This window comes from Desulfovibrio sp., assembly GCF_014803725.1.
Classification (GTDB): Bacteria; Desulfobacterota; Desulfovibrionia; order Desulfovibrionales; family Desulfovibrionaceae; genus Desulfovibrio.
This window is the reverse complement of sequence record NZ_JAAVBE010000031.1, coordinates 1-21,070: the sequence shown is the minus strand read 5'-3', so window position 1 is coordinate 21,070 and position 21,070 is coordinate 1. Positions and strand designations below refer to the sequence as shown.

At 66.6% G+C, this 21,070-nt stretch carries 17 protein-coding genes, 1 tRNA gene and 1 CRISPR repeat array; of the genes, 14 read left to right on the top strand and 4 right to left on the bottom strand.

What is annotated here, in order from left to right; genetic code table 11:
- Positions 1–137 precede the first annotated feature (137 nt).
- From HDR50_RS11280 to HDR50_RS11270, 3 genes are read left to right on the top strand one after another with little or no spacing between them, the layout of a single operon-like run.
- Complete coding sequence (locus HDR50_RS11280; RefSeq protein ID WP_291358284.1) at positions 138–1,634, top strand: TolC family protein; 1,497 nt, start codon at positions 138–140, stop codon at positions 1,632–1,634.
- 17 nt (positions 1,635–1,651) lie between these two features.
- Positions 1,652–4,087, top strand: a complete 2,436-nt coding sequence (locus HDR50_RS11275) for a type I secretion system permease/ATPase (protein ID WP_291358282.1) — start codon at positions 1,652–1,654, stop codon at positions 4,085–4,087.
- Positions 4,087–5,832: an HlyD family type I secretion periplasmic adaptor subunit gene (locus HDR50_RS11270; protein ID WP_291358280.1), complete on the top strand. Its 1,746-nt coding sequence runs from the start codon at positions 4,087–4,089 to the stop codon at positions 5,830–5,832. Before HDR50_RS11275 ends, HDR50_RS11270 begins: the two co-directional genes overlap by 1 nt.
- Before the next feature lie 71 nt (positions 5,833–5,903).
- Here HDR50_RS11270 and HDR50_RS11265 read toward each other — a convergent pair whose 3' ends face one another.
- The 4 genes from HDR50_RS11265 to HDR50_RS11250 all read right to left on the bottom strand — a co-directional run bounded on the left by HDR50_RS11265 (position 5,904) and on the right by HDR50_RS11250 (position 9,473).
- A complete protein-coding gene (locus HDR50_RS11265) occupies positions 5,904–6,872 on the bottom strand; it encodes a hypothetical protein (RefSeq protein WP_291358278.1) in 969 nt (322 codons plus the stop codon).
- A 59-nt stretch (positions 6,873–6,931) separates the two neighbouring features.
- Complete coding sequence (locus HDR50_RS11260; RefSeq protein ID WP_291358277.1) at positions 6,932–7,732, bottom strand: MetQ/NlpA family ABC transporter substrate-binding protein; 801 nt, start codon at positions 7,730–7,732, stop codon at positions 6,932–6,934.
- A gap of 63 nt (positions 7,733–7,795) precedes the next feature.
- Entirely contained in the window at positions 7,796–8,458 is a 663-nt protein-coding gene (locus tag HDR50_RS11255; RefSeq protein WP_165078843.1) for a methionine ABC transporter permease, read from the bottom strand.
- On the bottom strand, positions 8,451–9,473 hold the full coding sequence (locus tag HDR50_RS11250) for an ATP-binding cassette domain-containing protein (protein ID WP_291358276.1): 1,023 nt from the start codon (positions 9,471–9,473) through the stop codon (positions 8,451–8,453). Before HDR50_RS11250 ends, HDR50_RS11255 begins: the two co-directional genes overlap by 8 nt.
- A 195-nt stretch (positions 9,474–9,668) precedes the next feature.
- Here HDR50_RS11250 and HDR50_RS11245 point away from each other — a divergent pair, with 195 nt between their 5' ends.
- The 11 genes from HDR50_RS11245 to cas2 all read left to right on the top strand — a co-directional run bounded on the left by HDR50_RS11245 (position 9,669) and on the right by cas2 (position 19,140).
- Positions 9,669–9,986 carry a hypothetical protein gene (locus tag HDR50_RS11245; RefSeq protein WP_291358274.1) on the top strand — a complete coding sequence of 106 codons (318 nt, stop codon included), beginning with the start codon at positions 9,669–9,671 and terminating at the stop codon, positions 9,984–9,986.
- 8 nt (positions 9,987–9,994) lie between these two features.
- Positions 9,995–10,489: a hypothetical protein gene (locus HDR50_RS11240; protein WP_291358272.1), complete on the top strand. Its 495-nt coding sequence runs from the start codon at positions 9,995–9,997 to the stop codon at positions 10,487–10,489.
- Positions 10,486–10,758 (top strand): hypothetical protein, encoded by a 273-nt coding sequence (locus HDR50_RS11235; protein ID WP_291358271.1) that lies wholly within the window; start codon positions 10,486–10,488, stop codon positions 10,756–10,758. The genes HDR50_RS11240 and HDR50_RS11235 overlap by 4 nt, the downstream gene beginning before the upstream one ends.
- A gap of 17 nt (positions 10,759–10,775) precedes the next feature.
- A tRNA-Arg gene (locus tag HDR50_RS11230) sits at positions 10,776–10,852 on the top strand.
- 244 nt (positions 10,853–11,096) lie between these two features.
- Positions 11,097–13,415: a CRISPR-associated helicase Cas3' gene (gene cas3 / locus HDR50_RS11225; RefSeq protein ID WP_291358270.1), complete on the top strand. Its 2,319-nt coding sequence runs from the start codon at positions 11,097–11,099 to the stop codon at positions 13,413–13,415.
- Between the two features lie 363 nt (positions 13,416–13,778).
- The gene (cas5c, locus tag HDR50_RS11220; RefSeq protein ID WP_291358269.1) at positions 13,779–14,456 is read left to right on the top strand and encodes a type I-C CRISPR-associated protein Cas5c; all 678 of its coding nucleotides are present in this window, start codon (positions 13,779–13,781) and stop codon (positions 14,454–14,456) included.
- Entirely contained in the window at positions 14,441–16,252 is a 1,812-nt protein-coding gene (gene cas8c, locus HDR50_RS11215) for a type I-C CRISPR-associated protein Cas8c/Csd1 (protein WP_291358268.1), read from the top strand. Before cas5c ends, cas8c begins: the two co-directional genes overlap by 16 nt.
- Before the next feature lie 12 nt (positions 16,253–16,264).
- On the top strand, positions 16,265–17,203 hold the full coding sequence (cas7c, locus tag HDR50_RS11210; protein ID WP_291358266.1) for a type I-C CRISPR-associated protein Cas7/Csd2: 939 nt from the start codon (positions 16,265–16,267) through the stop codon (positions 17,201–17,203).
- A 9-nt stretch (positions 17,204–17,212) separates the two neighbouring features.
- Positions 17,213–17,827: a CRISPR-associated protein Cas4 gene (cas4, locus tag HDR50_RS11205; protein WP_291358265.1), complete on the top strand. Its 615-nt coding sequence runs from the start codon at positions 17,213–17,215 to the stop codon at positions 17,825–17,827.
- Positions 17,824–18,846 carry a type I-C CRISPR-associated endonuclease Cas1c gene (gene cas1c, locus HDR50_RS11200; RefSeq protein WP_291358263.1) on the top strand — a complete coding sequence of 341 codons (1,023 nt, stop codon included), beginning with the start codon at positions 17,824–17,826 and terminating at the stop codon, positions 18,844–18,846. The genes cas4 and cas1c overlap by 4 nt, the downstream gene beginning before the upstream one ends.
- Before the next feature lie 3 nt (positions 18,847–18,849).
- Positions 18,850–19,140 (top strand): CRISPR-associated endonuclease Cas2, encoded by a 291-nt coding sequence (gene cas2 / locus HDR50_RS11195; protein ID WP_291358261.1) that lies wholly within the window; start codon positions 18,850–18,852, stop codon positions 19,138–19,140.
- Positions 19,141–19,327: 187 nt separating this feature from the next.
- Positions 19,328–21,044: a CRISPR direct-repeat array (repeat unit 33 nt; unit sequence GTCGCGTCCCCCACGGGACGCGTGGATTGAAAC).
- Between the last annotated feature and the right edge of the window lie 26 nt (positions 21,045–21,070).

The following is a 21,070-nucleotide window of genomic DNA, read 5'->3' as shown; positions in this document are numbered from 1 at the left end:
GCGTATTGCCTTAATGCCTAAAGAGGTATACATCAAGCGCCGATAAATTGAAAGGCGCGTCAAACCTTGTTCCGGGCGTGGCCGCGTCTGCCGGGCAGCGGCAGGCAACGCCGCGCCGTTCTGTCAGAAGGGACAGAATGGGACGCTTGCGCCGCGCCTTGTCAAGACTGGGCAACATCGTGGAGACCGTCGTGAAAACTGCGAAAAGTGTCACCATTGTTCCGGCGCTCGTGGCCATCCTCCTCGTCTTTTGTTTCTGTCTGCCCGCGCCGGCCCTCTGCGCCGAGGGCAAGGCCCAGAGCGCGTGGCCCCCGCCGCCGCCCGCCGGCGACACCGTGACCGTGGCGGACACCATTTACGGCGTCCTCCGGCACCACCGTTCCCTGCAGGGCATGCAGGAGAACCGCCAGGTGCTCGAGCATGAGCTGCGGCGCGCCCGGGCCGGCTTCGGCCCCAGCGTGGATGTGCAGGGCACGGCCGGCGGCCAGCTCCTGAGCGACAACACCACCCGCAACGCCGACCTCGACAAGCAGATGTACGGCCTCGGCGAAATCAGCGCGCGCCTCACCCAGCCCATCTGGGACGGCTTCGCCACGCGCTCGCGCGTGCGCAACGCCAAGTCCACCCTGGAGTCGGTCAAGGCCCGCGTGTTCGACACGGCCACGACCCTCTCGCTCGACGGCATCATCGCGCATATCGACCTCTTGCGCCGGCGCGCCCTCTACCAGCTCGCCGAGCGCAATGTGGCCCAGCACCGCGCCATCCTCGGCCAGACGCAGGACCGCACCAATCTCGGCGCCGATACCGAGGCCGACGTGAGCCAGGCCCAGTCGCGGCTCATGCGCGCCCTCTCCAGCCTTTCCGAGGCCCAGGCCGCCCTGCTCGTGGCCGAGGACACCTACAACCGCCTCACCGGCATGCCGCCCGTGGCGAAAATGCAGCCCGTGGCCATGCCCCCCGAGACCTTCAGCGGGCCCGAGCCCGTTTTTGAGATGGCGGAGCAGTACAATCCCAAGCTCGTGGCCTACATGCAGGACATCCGCGCCCTCCAGGCGGACCGCCAGCTCGCCGAATCCACCTTCTACCCCACGTTCAACGCCGAGGTGGGCCCCTCCTATACCGACCGGGGCGGCGCCTACGACCGCTGGGTCTACAGCTTCGACGTGGTGGCCACCATGCGCTGGAATGTCTTTAACAGCGGCGCCGATGTGGCCGAAACCAAGGCCGCGGCCGCGCGCATCCGCCAGGCCCGCCAGGTGCTCTACGACTTCCGAGACGACCTTAAGTTGGACATCGAAAGCACCTGGGTCAACTACCTGGCCGCGCAGGACCAGTACCGCAACTACACCGAGGCCATGAAGTACGCCGAATTCACGCGCACCGCCTATCTAGAGCAGTTCCAGCTCGGCAAGCGCAGCCTTCTCGACGTGCTGGACGCGGAAAACGAGCTCTACAGCTCCTCCACCCAGGCCGAGACCGCGCGCGGCAACATCCTCGTGGGTGCCTACCGGCTGTGCGCCCTTACCGGGAACCTTCTGCCCATGCTCTCCATTGACCTCGTGCCCCTGGGCGAGAACCCGCCCCGCGACCCCAAGGACCCGCGCGAAGACTTTGACCTCGGCTGGTTCAACTGAGCCGCAGGGGGGAGGGCATGGAAACGCCGAACGCGGAACAGCCTGCGGAGAAAGAGAGAACCGGCAACACGCCTGAGAAACCTGCGGAGAAGGGCGGCGTCCGCAACGGCGCTGCACAGGCCCAAGCCGCACAGCCCGGCGCCGCTTCCGGCGGCGAGGCAACGGCGGCCGATGCAGCCGCGGCCCCTGCGGCCCCGGCTGGGGCGGCGGCTCCCAGGAACCCCGGCGCCGGCGCTGGCGGGGCTCCGGGAGTTGGAGGGCTTCGCCCGTCGGACGTGGACTTCATGCCCGGCCTGTTGCGCAGCCTTTCCGTGCTCATGCGTCTGCGCGGCAAGCCGGTCTCGCCGCAGCTTTTGCTGGCCGGCCTTTCCGGCAGCCAGATCACGCCCCGCGCCTGCCTCGGGGCGGCGCGCAAGGCCGGCCTTTCCGGGCGCATCGCCTCGCGCCCGAGCCTTGACGACATCCCGCCGCTGGTGCTGCCCTGCATCCTCCTGTTAAAAAATGACCGCTCCTGCGTGCTCATCGCCCTGCGCGGGGGCCGCGCGGAGGTCATCTTCCCCGAGATCAGCGACAGCACGCAGACAGTCTCGCAGGAGGAGCTGCAGGAGGATTACGCGGGCTACGCCATCTTCGCGGCCGTGCCCAAGGCGCCGGAGCGCCGCATGGAGGCCCCGCGCCTTGGCCGCGGCAAGCGCTGGTTCTGGGACGTATTGCGTTATTACGCGCCCATCTACCGCCATGTGGCGCTGGCGAGCGTGGTCATCAACCTCATCGCCGTGGCGAGCCCGCTCTTCGTCATGAACGTCTATGACCGGGTGGTGCCCAACAACGCCACGGACACCCTCTGGGTGCTCGCGTCCGGCATCTTCGTCATCTATTTCTTCAATTTCCTGCTCTCGGCCCTGCGTACGCACTTTGTGGACGTGGCCGGCCGCAACGCGGACATCGTGCTCTCGAGCGCCCTGGTGGAAAAGGTGCTCTCCATGCGGCTTGACGCCAAGCCCGAGTCCACGGGCGCCATGGTCAACAATCTGCGCGAGTTCGAGCAGTTGCGCGAATTTTTCAGCTCGTCGAGCCTCCTCGCCTGTATCGACCTGCCCTTCCTCGTCATCTTTCTTCTGCTCATCGCCTTCATCGCCGGGCCCATGGTGCTCCTGCCGCTGGGCGCCATCCCTGTGCTCGTGGGCCTGGGGCTCTTTCTTCAGCGGCGCGCGCGCCTGAGCGCCGAGGCCGGCTATCGCCAGAACATGCAGAAAAACGCCCTCCTGGTGGAGATGGTGGGCGGCCTCGAAACCCTCAAGTCCTGCATGGCGGAAAGCCGCATGCAGCGCCTGTGGGAGGCCATCGCCGGGCTCTCGGCCAAGTCCTCCAGCGAGGCGCGCAAATACAACAGCATGGCCGTGACCTCGGCCATGCTCATCACCCAGATCGTCACGGTGATCATGATCGTCTGGGGCGTCTACCGCATCAACGACGGCCTCATGAGCATGGGCGCGCTTATCGGCTGCAACATCCTCGTCGGCCGCACCATGGCGCCCCTGCTCCAGATGGCCTCCTTGCTCACGCGGGTGCAGAACTCGCGCGTGGCGCTCAAGGCGCTGGACATGCTCATGGAGCTCCCCTCGGAGAACGACGCCGAGCGTGTGAGCATGGATTACGGCAGCCTCGAGCCCACCTTCACCCTCGATGACGTGAGCTTTTCCTACCCGCACTCGGAGCGGCCCGCGCTGGAGCATGTCTCGCTCACCATCAGGCCGGGCGAGCGCGTGGGCATCATCGGGCCCATGGGTTCGGGCAAGAGCTCACTCTCGCGCATGCTGCTCGGGCTCTACCAGCCGGGCGAGGGCGCGGTGCGCTTCGGCGGGGTGGACATCCGCCAGATACCCTCGGCGGACCTGCGCGGCCGCATCGGCGTGCTGCCGCAGGACGTGACCCTCTTTTACGGCAGCGTGCGCGAGAACATCGCCCTGGGGGATCCCTCCATCAACGACCATCTGGTGCTGCGCGCGGCGGCGCTCGCCGGCGTGACCGACTTTATCCGCAGCTTCCCGGCCGGTTTCGCGAGCCAGGTGGGCGAGCAGGGCAGGGCGCTCTCCGGCGGGCAACGGCAGGCCGTGGCGCTGGCGCGGGCGCTCGTGCGCGACCCCGAGGTGCTCATCCTCGACGAGCCCACGAGCAACATGGACACGGACTCGGAGCTCATGCTCCAGCGGCGCCTCGCCGGCATCATCCAGGGGCGCACGCTCATCCTCATAACGCACCGGCTCTCCATGCTGCGCATCGTTGACCGGCTCATCGTCATGGAAAACGGCCGCATCAAGCTGGACGGCCCGCGCGACGAGGTGCTGGCGCGGCTGCGCGGCAAGGCTCCGCAGGGCGCGCGACAGGCCGGCGCCGGGGCGCAGGCGCGGGCCGTGAATGCCGGGCCGGCCTCGGCCGGGGGGGCGGCGTGATGAAAAAAGATCCTGAAACTTCCGTTCCCGAAAGCGAAAAACAGGCGGCAGCCGCTCGGGCTGAAAAGGCCGCGCAGGCGGCGGCCGAGACGCCCGGCGCATCCCCCGCGGCGCCCACAGGCGCGCCCCAGGCTCCGGCTCAAGCTCCCGCCGCGCCTCCGCAGGACGGCGGCTGGCGGGCCTTCTTCGCCGAGGCCGCTGCCTTTGTGCGCGCCATCTTCGTGCGCGGCGAAAACGAGCAGACCCCGGACAAGCCGCTCTCCGAGATGGCGCGCTCGGCCTTGGACAGCCGCCTCGGCAAGGGCGGCGCGCAAGGGCCGGCAGGCGCACCGGGTTCCGGCGGCCAGGGCCTGTTCGCGGCCATGGACGCGCCCCTCAACGGCCTCACGCCCGACGACATCCACTATGCCGACGAGGTGGACGCGGCGCTGGCGCGCCGGCCGCGCTTCGGGGTGCGCGCGCTTTCCGTCACCGTGGCGGTGATGTTCCTCTGCCTCATCGTCTGGGCGGCCGTGGCCGACATCGACGAAGTGACCCACGCCGAGGGGCAGGTGGTGGGCTCGCAGCGCACCCAGACCATCCAGAACCTCGAGGGCGGCATCCTGCGCGAGGTGCAGGTGCACGAGGGCCAGATTGTGGAGAAGGGCGCCGTGCTCGCCCAGCTGGACAACGAGATGGCCGAGTCCGCCTTCCGCGACGCGGTGAGCAAGGCCATCGAGAACAGCCTCGCCATCATCCGCCTCGAGGCCGAGCACCGCGGCGAAAAGCCGGTCTTCCCCGAAGATCTGCGCCGCTGGCTCACGAGCCGCCTCGGGCGCGACGTGGACAGCAAGACCCTCGCCCGCGCGCGCCAGCTCATGCGCGACCAGGAATATGCCTGGCAGTCGCGGCAGCACCAGCTCGACGCCGACCTCGAGGTGCTGCGCGCCCAGTACGAGCAGCGCGAGCGCGATGTGGAAGAGCAGGAGGCGCGCAAGGACCAGCTCGAAAAGAGCTACAAGATCGCCGTGGAGCAGCGCGACACCGCGGCCGAGCTCATGCGCCGGCGCAACTTCGCGCGCATGGAGTTTCTGGGCCTCGAGGCCAAGGTGGTGGAGCTCAAGGGCCAGATCGACATGCTCGCCGCGAGCATCCCCAAGGCTCAGGCCGCCGCGCAGGAATCGCGCCAGCGCATCGCCGCGCGCGAGGCCGAGCAAAAGGCCAATATCACCCAGGAGATCACCAAGCGGCGCCTCGAACTCACCAGCCTGCGCGAGACCATCTCCGCCGGCGGCGACCGCGTGAAGCGCACCGAGCTTCGGGCGCCCGTGCGCGGCACGGTGAAGCAGATCCACATCAACACCGTGGGCGGCGTGGTCAAGCCCGGCGAGCCCATCATGGAGATCGTGCCCCTGGACGACACCCTGCTCGTGGAGGCGCGCGTGCAGCCCAAGGACGTGGCCTTTTTGCGGCCCGGGCAGGATGTCATGGTCAAGGTCTCGGCCTATGACTTCTCCATTTACGGCGGGCTCGACGGCAAGCTGGAATCGGTGAGCGCGGACACCATCGAGGACAAGCGCGGCGACCTGCACTATGTGGTCAAGGTGCGCACCCAGAAGACGGCCATCGAGCACCATGGCGAGACCCTGCCCATCATCCCGGGCATGATGGTCACGGCGGACATCCTCATCGGCAAGAAGACCGTGCTCGACTATCTGCTCAAGCCCATCCTCAAGGCGCGGCAGAACGCCCTGCGCGAGCGCTGAGGGGGCACCCGTCTTCCGCTGCGCTCCAGGCGGGGGAGCGGAAGCGCCGGGCGTGCAGTCGTAGTTGATACCTACGGCTCGTCCTCGTCCAGAAAGGCCACGGGCAGCCCGAGGTCGGCGGCGCGCTCCGCCTCGGCCTCGATGGCGGCCCGCTCCTCCCTGGCCTTCCTCTCCGCTTCGGCCGCGCGCGCGGCCTCCTCGGCGTCCAGCTTCTCCCAGTGCCGGAGCAGGCGCGCCAAGGCCTGCGAGCCGTTGCGCTCGATGTTGAGCCAGCGCAGTTCGCCGTCATTCCACTCCAGTTCTTCAGAAAAGCGGATGCGCAGGGCCGCGGGGCCGTCGCGCCGGGGGAACACGCCCACCTTGCGGCCCAGAAAGGCCAGCGGCTTCGCCGGGCGCTCCGGCGTGAGCGGCGTGAAGGCCACGAGGTAGCGCTCCTGCGCGGCCATGAGCTTTTGCCGGATGGCCTCGCCGGCCAAAAGGCAGGCGCCGCTCACCGAAAGATTGAGCAGTTGCTGTTGCGCCTGCCCCTCACCGGGCTCAAGCAGGCGCTCGAGGTCGGCCGGCCGGCGCGGGGGCGCCTCCACGAGCACGAGGCGCGCGCCCTCCACCCGGCCCGGGGCGCAACTGATGCGGTCATGGCGGCGGCACCGGCGGATCTTCGAGGGTACGGAGACGCGCAGCTCCAGCGCCATGGGCAGGTTGTTGCGGCCGAGAACGCGGTCGAGGATGGTGGCGCGGCCTTCGTACTCCACGCGGATGACATCCCTGAGGCCCCGGGGCAGATCCACTGCAAAGGCATAGGCACAGGCCGGGTCGAGCGGGGCGCGGTTGCCTAAGGGGAAATCGTGGCTGTCGGCTCTGAAGCGCGCCACCTGCCCGCGCACGGCCGTGAAGCCGCCGCGCAGGAGGACATCGGCCTCATTGGCGGCGTCGAGGCGCATGTGGCTCTTCAGGGTGACGGGCGCCCCCTGGGCCTTGGCGGCCTGGAAAATGCCCAGGATGTCGGGGTGCCAGAGATGATAGCTGTCGCGCGGGGGCATGGCTGGCGGGCGGGGGCGGCGCCCCTGGCGGGCGCCGCGCTCCCTTTTCAGCACTTTTCCTACTTGGCCACCGAGGGCAGCACCGCGCCGGTGTACTTCTCGCGCATGGCCTTGGCGATCTCGGGGCTCACCAGCACTTCATAGAGCGCCTGGAGCTCGGGGCGCGCGGTGTCCTTCTCGCGCACGGCGAGCACATTGGCGTAGGTGGAGGCAGCCATGGAGTCTGCCGCTTCCACGGCCAGCGCCTCGGCCACCTTGAGGCCGCCGAGGATGGCGTAGTTGCCGTTGATGACGGCCGCGTCCACGTCCGGCAGGGCGCGCACGAGCTGCGGGGCCTCGATCTCTTCGATCCTGAGCTTCTTGGGGTTCTCCACGATGTCGCGCGTCGTGGCGGTGAGGCCGGAGCCGGGGGCGAGCTTGATAAGCCCCTCGTCCTGCAGGAGGAGCAGGGCGCGGCCCTCGTTGGTGGCGTCATTGGGCACGGCGATGATGGCGCCGTCCTTGAGGGTCTTCAAGTCCTTGCTGCGGCCGGCGTAGATGCCGAAAGGCTCGTAGTGCACGGGGCCCATGGAGGCGAGCTTGACGCCCTTCTGGGCGATGAAATCGTCCAGATAGGGCTTGTGCTGGAAGTAGTTGGCGTCGAGATCACCGCTGTCCAGCGCCACGTTGGGCTGCACATAGTCGGAATATTCCACGATCTTGAGCTCGATGCCCGCGGGCTTGAGCAGCTTGGCCGCCTCGGCGAGGATCTCGGCGTGCGGCGTGGGCGAGGCGCCCACGGTGAGGGTGGTGGCCGCGTGGGCCGCGCCGGCGACGCAGAGGCTGGCGACGAATGCCGCCGCAAGGAGGAGTTTGTTCATGGCTGCGATTCCTTCACGTTGAGGGTGATGCCGGGGGCGTTGCGGACACTCGGCCCGCGCCGGCTAGCCGCCGCGCCGGTCAGAACGGCGGGTGGCCCAGTTGCCGAAACTCTGGATGGCCTGCACGATGATGATCAGCAGGACCACCGTGATGATCATGATGTCGGTCTGGTAGCGGTTGTAGCCGTACATGATGGCGAGCTTGCCGAGGCCGCCGCCGCCCACGGCGCCCGCCATGGCCGAATAGCCGAGGATGGTGATGGCCGCCACGGCGCTGCCGTTGATGAGCGAGGGCAGCGCCTCGGGAATGAGCACCTTGGTGATGATCTGCCACACGGAGGCGCCCATGCTCTCCGCCGCCTCCACCACGCCGTGGTCCACCTCGAGCAGGGAGGACTCCACCAGGCGCGCCACAAAGGGCGCCGCGGCCAGCACCAGGGGCACGATGGTGGCATTGTTGCCGATGGTGGTGCCCACGAGAAAGCGGGTGAAGGGGATGACCGCGATCATGAGGATGAGGAAGGGGAAGGAGCGCGTGAGGTTCACCACCACATCGAGCACGTTGTAAAAGGCCGCGTGCGGGCGGATGCCGCCCTTGCGCGTGATGACGAGCGCCACGCCCATGACGATGCCGAACACATAGGAGAAGAAGGTCGCCACCACGGTCATGTAAATGGTGTCCCAGGTGCCGACGAGCAGCATCTCCAGCGTTTTTTCGTCAATCATGGGGCGCGTCCTCCAGTTTTTCCAGCGCGAGGTGGTGGTCCTTCGCCCAGCCCATGATGCGTTCGCGCGTGTCCTTGGCATCCGGCAGCTGGAGCACCATCTGCCCCACGGCCGTGCCGCCGATGTCGCGCGTGTCGGCGTACATGATGTTCACCGGGCAGCCGCAGTGGAGCACCAGGTTGGAGATGACCGGCTCGAACGAGGAGCGCCCGTTGAAGATGAGCCGGTAGAGATTGTCGCACTTGTCGAGCGGCAGGTTCTGAAGCGCCTCGGGCAGCACGAGCTTGCGCGCGGCCTCGGTGGCCGGGTGGAAGAAGACCTCCTCCACCGGGCCCTGCTCCACGATGACGCCCTTGCTGATGATGGCCACATGGCTGCAGATCTGGTCGATGACGCGCATCTCGTGGGTGATGACCACGGCCGTGATGCCGAGCTGCGCGTTGATGTCTTTAATGAGCGCAAGGATGGAGTCGGTGGTGGCCGGGTCGAGCGCGGAGGTGGCCTCGTCGCAGAGCAGGACGCGCGGCCGCGTGGCAAGGGCGCGGGCGATGGCCACGCGCTGCTTCTGCCCGCCGGAAAGCTGGGAGGGATAGGCCTGCATGCGCGCGGAGAGGCCCACCATGTCGAGCAGCTCCTCGGCGCGGCGCCGCCCCTCGGCGCGGGAGACCCCCGCGAGCTCCAGCGGGAAGCGCACGTTCTCGAGCGCCGTGCGCTGCATGAGCAGGTTGAACTGCTGGAAGATCATGCCCATGGAGCGGCGCGCCTCGCGCAAGGCAGCGCCCGAGAGCTCGCAGAGGTCGCGCCCCTCGAACATCACCCGCCCGGCCGTGGGCCGCTCGAGGAGATTGATGCAGCGCACCAGGGTGGACTTGCCGGCGCCGCTCTTGCCGATGATGCCGAAGATCTCGCCCTTGCCGATGGAAAGGTCGATGCCGCGCAGGGCATAGACGGCCTCGCCGTGGCCGGGATACTTCTTTTCAAGGTGCTCGATCTTGATGATAGGCTCGTCCGCCATGCCGCCTCCGGGGCGTTGGCCGGGTCGCCCCGGCATGCCCGGTGGGCATAGCACGTTTCGGGGCAAAGGCAAAGATGTCGCATTTGTCACATACTTGCCAAGGGCCGGCCCGCTATGTAATGTCTTGCCATGCCGGGCAAACGGTGCCCGGATGCACATATACCGGGCTCTGCCCGGCCACAAAGGGAGAAAACCATGGCTGACAATCATCATGAACATACGGTTGACGAGCTTCGCAAGGAACTCAACGCCATGCGTGAGCAGATGGACAGCCTGCTCGAGACGCTGAAGGACAAGAAGGACGAGCTCGGCGGAGAAGTCTCCTCGCGTCTCGCCCGGGAGCTCGCGCATTATCGCCGCCTCGCCCAGGACCAGGCCCACAGGCTCCACGATGCGGGGAGCGCCGGCATGGAGGAGGTAAGCGAGCAGGTGCGCCGCAACCCCATGATGAGCCTGCTCATCGCCTTCGGCGCCGGCTGCGTGCTTTCCTGCCTGTTCAGGAACCTGAGGTAGCCCGCCGCGTGAAGGGCCTGGCGGAACTGGTCGTCAGCCTCTGCGACCTTTGCGAAGCTGAGGGCCGCCTCCTCGAGGCGGGCATCCTGCGCACCGTGCGCCGGGCGGGCCTGCTCTCACTGGGGCTGCTCTTTGGCGCCGCCGCCCTTGCGCTGCTTTTGGGCGCGCTCTATACCCTCCTGACCTCCCTTTTGCCCACGCCCGCGGCCCTCGGGCTTCTGGGCGGCGCAAGCGCGCTCATCGCCGCCCTCCTGCTCTGGGGCGCGCGCGGCGGGGCTGCGCAGGACGCCGGGGAGCCAAAGCCGGCGGAGGCCTCCAGCAAGCCCGGGGCGGTGCAGGCAGCGGCCTCCCCGAAGCCGGCAGCCGTCCAGCCGACCGCGGGCGCCCATGACCCCTGGGCGGAAGTGGCCCCCTATGGGCATGGCGCAGCCCCGGCCGCTCCCGCGCAGGCCGGGAAAGGCGCAAGCCCGGCAGGAAATGCCGGGATGCAGGAAAAAAGATGAAGGAAAAGCTGGGCGCCGCGGCGCAAAATGTCCGCGAGACCAAGGCGCGCTTTCTGCAGGCGGCGGCTTCCGTGGCGCCGCTCAACTATGTGCGCGCGCATCCTGTGAAGAGCGTGTCCTGCTCCTTTTTGCTCGGCCTTTCGCTGAGCTTTCTCAGGCGCGGCGCAGGCGGCCTTGCGCTGGTGCCGCTCGCGCTCCAGACCCTGGAACTGGCCGCGCGCCTGGGCTTCCTCGAACTCCCCAAACGCAAGGACGCCGCCAACAACTAGACCACACCACTTCTCACGCGCCCGTAGCTCAGTAGGATAGAGCAGGAGCCTTCTAAGCTCTTGGTCAGGGGTTCGACTCCCTTCGGGCGCGCCATACCAAGAACTTGGCAGGTTGCCCCATGCGGGGCGGCCTGCTTTTCTTTTGTCGTGATCCGGGCGGCGGAAAAGGCGCTCCACGGTGCACGCGCCCGAGGGGATGGGCGTTACTTGCCTGCGTGGCTTCAGGTGCATATATATTGCGGAATCCATTGATTTCCTGATATTCTTTCAACGATTTGAGACCCCGGATACGGAGACTCGGCCAACATCCCCAAGCAGGAGAAAACCGGGAGGCGCCCATGGTCTATGCCCATTCCATAGACGGCAAGCCCGAGGACGAGTGGCAGACCCTGGCCGAGCACCATGCGGAGGTGGCGAGGCGCGCAGGCGGCTTTGCCACGCCCTGGGCGCCGCTCACGGGCGCCCTGCTGGGGGGCGCTCATGACATAGGCAAAACGTCAGACAGCTTCCAGGCGCGCCTCCACGGCAAGCATGGGAAGGTCGACCACACATCCGCGGCGTGGCTCTATCTCAGGCAGCAGTGGGGGGCAGACACATCCGGCCTCAAGATGGCGTGGTTGCTCGCCTATCCGCTGCTCGGGCATCATGGCGGCATGGCGGACTTGGGCAGTCAGGCCGACAGCGGGACACTCGCCTGGCGCCTTTCGGGCGACCGCATCAATGCGGTGCCGGACTGGAAGCCCGAACAGGCCGCGGCGCTTTCTCCGGCTGGCGGCTATTTCCAGGAGCTCCGGCGCCTGATGAGCAAGGACGGCAAAACGCTGGACGCCTTTGCCACGGCCTTCCTGCTGCGGATGCTCTATTCCTGCCTGGTGGACGCCGACTATCTGGACACGGAGCGGGTATGCGCGCCGGAGCGGCACGCGCTGCGCCAGGAGCCGCCGACGCTGGCAGGGCTCGCGGAGAGGTTTTTTCACTTCCTCGGGGAGAGAGGCTTCCTGCCTGAAACGGCGGTGAGCGAAGCCGCCCTGGCCGCGGGCGCGCAAACGGCCTGCGGCTCTCTCGCCCGGCGCGCGGCCATCCGCCAGGCGCGGGCCTTCATGCTCCAGTGCTGCCTGAACGCGGCCGAAGAGCGGCCCGGCATCTTCTCGCTCACCATGCCCACGGGCGGCGGCAAGACGCTCTCCTCCATGGCCTTCGCCCTGCGCCATGCGCGCAAGCACGGGCTCAGGCGCATCGTGCTCGTGGTGCCGTATACCAGCATCATCGAGCAGAATGCCGATGTGCTGCGCGAGGCCCTGGGCGAGGACGCCGTGCTCGAGCATCACAGCAACTTTATCCACCCGGATGAGGCCGGGGCCGAAGGGGCCCAAGGCGACGAAAGCGCCAGCATGGCCTACCGCCTGACCACGGAAAACTGGGATGCGAGCGTCATCGTCACCACCTCGGTGCAGTTTTTCGAGTCGCTGTTCAGCAACCGGCCCTCGCGCTGCCGCAAGCTGCACAACCTTGCGGAAAGCGTCATCATCCTTGACGAGGTGCAGATGCTGCCCGTGCCCTTTGTCACGCCCTGCATCGCCGCCCTGCGGGAGCTTGCGCGCAGCTACGGCAGTTCCGTGGTGCTGTGCACGGCCACGCAGCCGGCGCTCATGCGCGCGCCCTGGCTCCAGACCGGGCTCGCGCCGGAAGAAGTGCGGGACATCATCCCCGAAAAAGCCCAGGGGCCGCTCTTCCGCATCTTCGAGCGCGCGCAGGTGGAGGTGCGGAAAGAAAAGCTCGACGACGAGGCACTGGCCGCCATGCTCCGGGCCGAGCCGCAGGTATTGTGTATCGTCAATTCGCGGCGCCACGCGCGGGAACTCTTCGCGCTGCTGGACGGCGGCGAGGCGGACTTCCACCTGAGCGCGCGCATGACGCCCGCGCACCGCACCCGGGTGCTCGACACCATACGCGAGCGCCTGGCAGCCGGGCTGCCCTGCCGGGTCGTCAGCACCTCGCTCATCGAATGCGGCGTGGACATCAGCTTCCCGGTGGTCCTGCGCGAGAAGAACGGCCTCGATGTGCTGGCGCAGTCGGCGGGGCGCTGCAACCGCGAGGGCAGGGACGCGTCGGGCCGGGTCATCTGCTTCACGTCTGCCCAGGACGGCCCCAAACGTGCCGCGGAACTGAACCGCCGCTGCGCCGCCTTCGAGCAGGTGGCTGAGGCGGTAGACCTTTTCTGCCCGGAGACCGTCCGCCGCTACTTCGCCAGGCTCTATGCGGCGAGCGATCTGGATGAAAAGGGCATCCTCGGAATGACAGGCATCAACAAAGAAAGCGATGAAGGCTACTGGCGCTTCCAGTTCGCCACCATCGCGGAGGAGTTCCGCTTTATCGACGAAGACACGGTGAGCGTCGTCATCGAGCAGGGCGAGGCCAAAGAACTGCTGGCCGGGGCCGACCGCTGGGACCGGCCATCCCCTGCCGTTCTGCGCAAGCTCCAGCGCCACAGCGTGTCGGTCTATACGCACGAGCTGGACAGGATGCAGGCGCAGGGCAGGCTCGAAACGAAGTTCGGCTTTCTGCCCGTGCTGTCCGGCGGTGCGGGCTACAGCGAAAAAACCGGGCTCGATGTCACGCTGGAGGAGGGGCTTCCGGTGGATGACCTGTTATTTTGAAGGGTTAGAAAATATTTCATGTACAGACTAATCTACTGAATTTTCTTCTTGACTTATACAAGGGGATGCCCTAAGACAAGGGCGTCGGCCCAAAGGATTGGCTGTACCTCTTTCTATTGAATTATCTATATCTATTTTTTATTGATTTGGGGCCGTGGATTGCAACAGTAGCTTAGTCTGTAAGCGCCGCAACACGGGGCGCGGGGGCTGCTGCCACGGCAGCGGCCTCCGCAGGCCAGCATGGCGCGGGAAGAAGGCGGGCTTGCCATGGAAAGCCCGTGCCAGGCGGCTGCCCCTGTTTTTCGGTGTTTAGATCCTTGGCCGCAGCATCGGCGGCCTGCGAACCGTCATCAGGGAGGCTCCATGAAAGGAGTCAGACTTTATGTTGAGGGGCGCTATGCGCTCTTCACCCGACCAGAAGGCAAAGCGGAACGCATTTCGTATGAAGTGCCGACCCCGTCCGCGGCGCGCGGCATCCTGGAGGCCATCCACTGGAAGCCGGCGATCACCTGGAGCGTCGACAGGATCCATGTGCTGAAGCCCATCGTCTTTGACAGCATCCGGCGCAACGAGGTGGCCCAGAAAGGCCCCACGGCCTCCACCATCAAGAGCGCGGCCAAAAGCGGCGCGCCGCTGTCGCTCACCATTGAGGGCAAGATGCGCCAGCAGCGAGCATCGCTCGTGCTGCGCGACGTGGCCTATGTCATCGAGGCCCATTTTGAGCTCACGGCCAAGGCCGGCCCGGAGGACAACGAGGGCAAGCACAGCGACATCTTCCGGCGCCGGGCGCGCAACGGCGAGTGCTTCCAGCAGCCCTGCCTCGGCTGCCGGGAGTTCCCGGCGTACTTCTCCCTGCTGGAAGAGGGGGCCGAGCTGCCCCGTTCGGCGCTGGCGGACAACGCGCCGCGCGACCTCGGCCTCATGCTCTATGACATCGACTTCGCCCACGACATGCAGCCCATGTTCTACCGGCCACGGCTGGAAGGGGGCGTCATCGACGTGGCCAAAGCTCGGGAGGAGAGCCTATGTCGTCTTATCTGAGCGAGCTTTGCCGCTTCTACGACCGCCTCTCCGCCAGCCCCGACTCGGGGATGCCCCCGGAAGGCATGACGGCCGAGCAGATCTCCTTTGCCCTCGTCATCGCCCCCGACGGCAGCCTCGTGCGCGTGGAGGATCTGCGCGACAGCAAGGGCAAGCCCCGGCGCCGCTTCGTGCCCGCCGCCGTCAAAAGGGCCGTCAATATCGCGCCCAACTTCCTGTGGGACAATACGGGCTATGTGCTCGGCGTGGACGGCAAGGGCAAGCCCGGCCGCACGGCCAAAACCTTCGCGGCCTTCCGCGATCTGCACGAAGGCCTGCTCGGCACGAGTGAAAGCCCGCATGCCCGGGCGCTGCTGGCCTTTCTCCGCCAGTGGACGCCGGAGCAGTTCGCCGCGCTGGAGCTGCGCGAGGCCCTGCTCGACAGCAATGTGGTCTTCAGGCGGGAGGGGGAGGCAGGCTTCCTGCACGAGGCCCCGGAGCTTCGGGAAATATGGGCCAAAGCCCTTGCGGGCGACAGGGAGGAAGCAGGCCAGGAAGGCATCTGCCTCGTCACGGGAAAGCCCGCCACCATCGCGCGCATCCATCCCTCCATCAAGGGCGTGGCGGGCGCGCAGAGCTCGGGCGCGGCGCTCGTCTCCTTCAACTGCCCATCGTTCACCTCCTACGGCAAGGAGCAGAGCGCCAACGCCCCGGTCTCGGAAAGCGCGGCCCGTGCCTATACCTCGGCGCTGAACTACCTCCTGCAGCGCGGGAACAGGCAGGCCGTGCGCATCGGCGACACCAGCATGGTCTTCTGGGCGGACAAGACGACGCCGCTTGAAAAGGCGGTCACCGGCTTCTTCGACCTCGAGCCCCCGGCCGGGGACGACTCCGGGCCGGAGGAATTGCAGGACAGGGAGCAGATCGACCGCATCAGGGGCATCCTGCGCGCCCTGCGCAAGGGCGAATCGCTCAATCAGGCGGACAGGGAGCTCGACGGCGGCGCGCGCTTCTTCGTGCTGGGCCTGGCGCCCAATGCCTCGCGCCTCAGTGTGCGCTTCTGGCTCACGGCCACCCTGGAGGTGCTGCTGCGCCATGTGGCCCGGTGGTACGCGGATCTGGAGATCGAGCGCCAGTTCCCGGATTCCGAGCCGGAATTTCCCCCGCTCTGGCTGCTCCTCGTGCGCGGGCTGGCCGCCCAGGGCAAGGCTGAGAACGTGCCGCCGGAACTGGCCGGGCAACTGGCCCGCTGCCTCATCGGGGGCGGCCGCTTTCCTGACAACGTGTTTGCCGCGCTGCTCCAGCGCATCCATGCCGACAAAAAGGTGGACTATTTCCGGGCCGCGCTCATCAAGGCCTATCTTTGCCGCAACTATCCCAAGGAGGAGGGTATCCCCATGCACACGCTGAACGAGGACGAGCAAAATATCGGCTACCGGCTGGGCCGGGCCTTCGCCCTGCTGGAAAAAACGCAGAAGGACGCCCTCGGCAAGGTGAACGCCCCCCTGCGTGAACGCTTTATCGGGGCGGCCTCGGCCACGCCGAAGCTGGTGTTTCCGCTGCTTTTGCGCCTCACCCAGCACCATGTGACCAAGGCGTCCAAGAACGGCCGGGACGGGTATGAGGCCTATTTCGGGCGGCTCATGGGCGATATCCTGGGCGGCATCACCCATTTCCCCGCGACCCTGTCGCTGGATGACCAGGGCCGCTTCATGCTCGGCTACTACGAGCAGTTCAATGATCTGTACCGTAAAAAGGGCGCCCCCGAAGGCGTTGGAACCACCGGACAGAACGCAGGCCCCGAAGCCGGGGAATAAGGAGCATCACCCATGAGCGACGAGAAGACCTTGAACAACCGCTATGATTTCGTCCTGTTCTTTGACGTGGAAAACGGCAACCCCAACGGCGACCCGGATGCGGGCAACATGCCGCGCATCGACCCCGAGACCGGGCACGGCATCGTCTCGGATGTCTGCCTCAAGCGCAAGGTGCGCAACTTCGTGGACCTGGCGCAGGAGGAACTGGCCCGGGAGGAGGGGAAGAACTACCGCATCTATGTGCAGGAAAAGGCCGTGCTCAACGACCGCCACGCCGAGGCCTATACGGCCCTGAACATCCCCATCCCGAAGAAGAACGACAAGAAGGGCGAGAAAAACGCCAAGGACGACGACAAGGCGGAAAAGAAGTCGCAGCTCAAGGAAGAGGAAGCCAGGGCCCTCAACCGCTGGATGTGCGACAACTTTTACGATGTGCGCACCTTTGGCGCGGTCATGAGCACCGAGGTCAACTGCGGCCAGGTGCGCGGGCCCGTGCAGTTCACCTTTGCCCGCAGCGAGGACCCGGTGGTGCCCGCCGAGATCAGCATCACCCGTATGGCCGTCACCAATGCCAAGGATGTGGACAAGGAACGCACCATCGGCCGCAAGCATATCGTGCCCTACGGCCTCTACCGCATGGAGGGATTCATCTCCGCGCCGCTGGCCGAAAAGTGCGGCTTTACCGAAGGCGATGCCGAGATCCTGTGGCAGGCCCTCACCGAGATGTTCGAGCATGACCATTCGGCCGCGCGCGGCAAGATGGGCACGCGTAAGCTCTATGTGTTCAAGCACGCCAAGCGCCTCGGCAACGCGCCCGCACAGAAGCTCTTTGATCTTGTGCAGTGCCGCCGCCTGGATGAAGAGACGCCGCCGCGCTCCTTCGCCGATTATGAGGTCACGGTGGACGAGGCTGCGCTTCCCGAAGGGGTGGAGCTCATCGAAAAGCTCTAAGAGGGCGCCATGGATGTCATGCTGTCCGCATTGCAGCATTATGCCTTCTGCCCCCGGCAGTGCGCGCTCATCCATCTGGAGCAGGTCTGGGAGGAGAACGGCGCCACCGCCCTCGGCAGGCTGATGCACGAAACTGCCCACGAAGGCGGGAGCCGCATGCGCGACGGCGTGAAGGTGGTCACGGATCTTGAACTGCGCTGCGCCCGGCTGGGGCTCCACGGCAGGGCCGATGTCGTGGAGTTCCGCCGGGCGCCCGGCGGCTGGGCGCCCTATCCCGTGGAATACAAGAAGGGCAGGCCCCGTGCCGGTTCGGACGCGGACGAAGTCCAGCTCTGCGGGCAGGCCCTGTGCCTGGAGGAAATGCTCGGCACGGCCATCCCGGAAGGCGCGCTCTTCTATGGCGAGGCGCGCCGGCGCCATGTGGTGAGCTTCGACGCGGGCTTGCGCGCCCGGACGGAGGAGGTCGCCCGCGCGGTGCGGGCCATGCTCGAAGCGGGCATCACGCCGCCGCCCGTGGAGCGCCCGGTCTGCGACGCCTGCTCGCTCAACGGGAGCTGCCTGCCCGGGCTGCCTGCCGGGCGCGCTTCGGCCTATGTCCGGCGTCTCTGCGAGGAGGGCGCGTGAAGCGGTATCTCAACACCCTCTTTGTCACCACGCAGGACACCTGGCTCTCCAAGGAGGGCGAATGCGTGGAACTGCGGCTGGACAAGAAGCCGCTCGGCAAGATCCCCCTGCATACCCTGCAATCGGTGGTCTGCTTCGGGCGCGTCTCGTGCAGCCAATATCTGCTCGAGCATTGCGCGCGCCTGGGCGTCTCCGTGACGTGGCTCACGGAGAACGGCCGCTTCATGGCGGCCATGCACGGGCCCACCACGGGCAATGTGCTGCTCAGGCGGGCGCAGTACCGCATGGCCGACACGCCAGGGGCCAGCGCGGATCTGGCGCGCTTCTTCGTCATCGGCAAGGTGGCCAATTGCCGGACGGTGCTGCTGCGCCAGGCGCGCAACAGCGCGGAACCGGGCCTCGACGAGGCTGCGGAAAAGCTGGGGCGCATCCTGCGCCGGCTGGCGGCTCCGCATGACCTCGAAACGGTGCGCGGTATGGAGGGCGACGCGGCGCACTGCTATTTCGGGGCTTTTCCGCTCCTCATCCGGCCGGAACTGCGCGAGCGCATGCGCTTTGCCGGCAGGAGCCGCAAGCCGCCGCGCGATGAGGTGAACTGCCTGCTCTCGTTTTTCTATACCCTGCTCGCCGGCGACGCGCGCAGCGCCCTTGAGGGCGTGGGGCTCGACCCGGGCGTGGGCTTCCTCCACCGGGAGCGCCCCGGGCGCCCGAGCCTGGCGCTCGACCTCATGGAGGAGTTCCGGCCCTATCTCGCAGACAGGCTCTGCCTGACGCTCATCAATCGCCGCCAGATCCAGCCCGCGGACTTCGTGCGGACAGAAGTGGGCGGCTATATCCTCAAGGACAAGGCCCGCAAGGAAGTGCTGGCGGCCTGGCAGGAACGCAAGCGGGAGGAGGTGGAGCATCCCTTCCTGAAGGAGCGCATGCCGGTGGGCCTGCTCTGCCACATGCAGGCCCGGCTGCTCGCGCGCTTTATCCGGGGGGAGATGGATGCCTATCCGCCCTTTGCCATGAGGTGAAGCGTGCTCGTTGTCGTGAGTTATGACGTGAATACGGAAGACGCGGCGGGGCGGCGGCGCCTGCGCCGTATCGCGAAACTCTGCACCAGCTGGGGACAGCGGGTGCAGTTTTCGGTGTTTGAATGCCTCGTGGACTACGCCCAGTGGCTGAAGCTGCGCGCCGCCCTGGTGGCGGAAATGGACGCGGAAAAGGACAGCCTGCGCTTCTACATGCTCGGCAAGCACTGGCGCGGCCGCGTGGAACATGTGGGAGCCAAGGCCGCCTATGACCCCGAAGGGCCGCTGATTTTCTGAGCGCGCCCCCGCGAGCACCTGAAGCCCGCGTAAAAATCCCTGCGGATCTCGCGCACGACAATTTACTGAAATACTTTGAGACTTATCATAAGAGGGCGCAAGACTGCATCCATTGAGCAGGAAATTTGGGAGGTGGTCGGAAAAGCAGATCTATTTGCTTGGAATGTATGGAGATCCAAGCCAAACAGTCGCGTCCCCCACGGGACGCGTGGATTGAAACTTCATAGGTGCGGGGCACATAATCTTTGCCCTGGGTCGCGTCCCCCACGGGACGCGTGGATTGAAACACAACGGAAAACGGCACTACGCCGTTCCGCTTCAGTCGCGTCCCCCACGGGACGCGTGGATTGAAACTTCAGGTGTCCCACGGCCATCTCCATGCCCACCAGTCGCGTCCCCCACGGGACGCGTGGATTGAAACGAGTTTGCGTCTTTTTGCGTTGCCGGATTGCCCATGTCGCGTCCCCCACGGGACGCGTGGATTGAAACGCCAAGGCAATTTGGCCCCTGAAACCAGACGCCTCGTCGCGTCCCCCACGGGACGCGTGGATTGAAACAGCAAGGGGGGGGGGGCACTAGATGCTCAAGACCGTCGCGTCCCCCACGGGACGCGTGGATTGAAACCGCACCGTGTTCTCGAAGCGGAACTTTGCGCCGCGCGTCGCGTCCCCCACGGGACGCGTGGATTGAAACACCTTGATGATGACGCCGTACAGCTTTTCGGCGCGTCGCGTCCCCCACGGGACGCGTGGATTGAAACAGCACACGCTCGCCGGACTGGAGGATGGCCGGGAGTCGCGTCCCCCACGGGACGCGTGGATTGAAACTGGTAGGGCGTATAGTTCGCGCCCACCACGCCGAGGTCGCGTCCCCCACGGGACGCGTGGATTGAAACGATTTGCCGCAGCTTTTCCAGGGCCTCGGTAGCGTCGCGTCCCCCACGGGACGCGTGGATTGAAACGTGATAAAAATCGACTTGCCATCGCCGGGCGTGGTCGCGTCCCCCACGGGACGCGTGGATTGAAACATCCTGGCCGTGGCCCTCATCTGCCCCAAGCAGAAGTCGCGTCCCCCACGGGACGCGTGGATTGAAACTTGTCGATTTCGCCGGAGCCCCCTTCCAGCACGCGTCGCGTCCCCCACGGGACGCGTGGATTGAAACCGCTACATCATCGAATGGATTTTGGCGGGCTGCATGTCGCGTCCCCCACGGGACGCGTGGATTGAAACTCTCCGGCGTCCCGCCGACAAACGGCTTGGAGCGGTCGCGTCCCCCACGGGACGCGTGGATTGAAACCCCTGCGGGTCCAAGAGCACAGCCCGCACCAGCTGTCGCGTCCCCCACGGGACGCGTGGATTGAAACTGCCCGTAGAAAGGCTCGCCGCCGGTAATCACCAGTCGCGTCCCCCACGGGACGCGTGGATTGAAACTCGCCGCCCCAGGAGTGGGCCGGGCCGCTGCCGTGTCGCGTCCCCCACGGGACGCGTGGATTGAAACACCAGGATAGAGCGTCCGCCCGGTGGCTCGCTCGTAGGTCGCGTCCCCCACGGGACGCGTGGATTGAAACGCTCGACATCGGGGGCCGGACATCGTGGTAGTTGGGTCGCGTCCCCCACGGGACGCGTGGATTGAAACATTTTTTCTTGGCCTCCTGAAACTTGGCTTTGAGGTCGCGTCCCCCACGGGACGCGTGGATTGAAACGGGCGTGGCAAAGTCGAGGAAGTCCGCAAGGGGCAGTCGCGTCCCCCACGGGACGCGTGGATTGAAACGCTGATGGAATAGACCTGCGCCCCGGCCCCGCTAGTCGCGTCCCCCACGGGACGCGTGGATTGAAACATGATAGACCGCGCACATTACGGGGATAACAGCGTCGCGTCCCCCACGGGACGCGTGGATTGAAACTTGGAAATGGAGAGGACGCCGGGCTT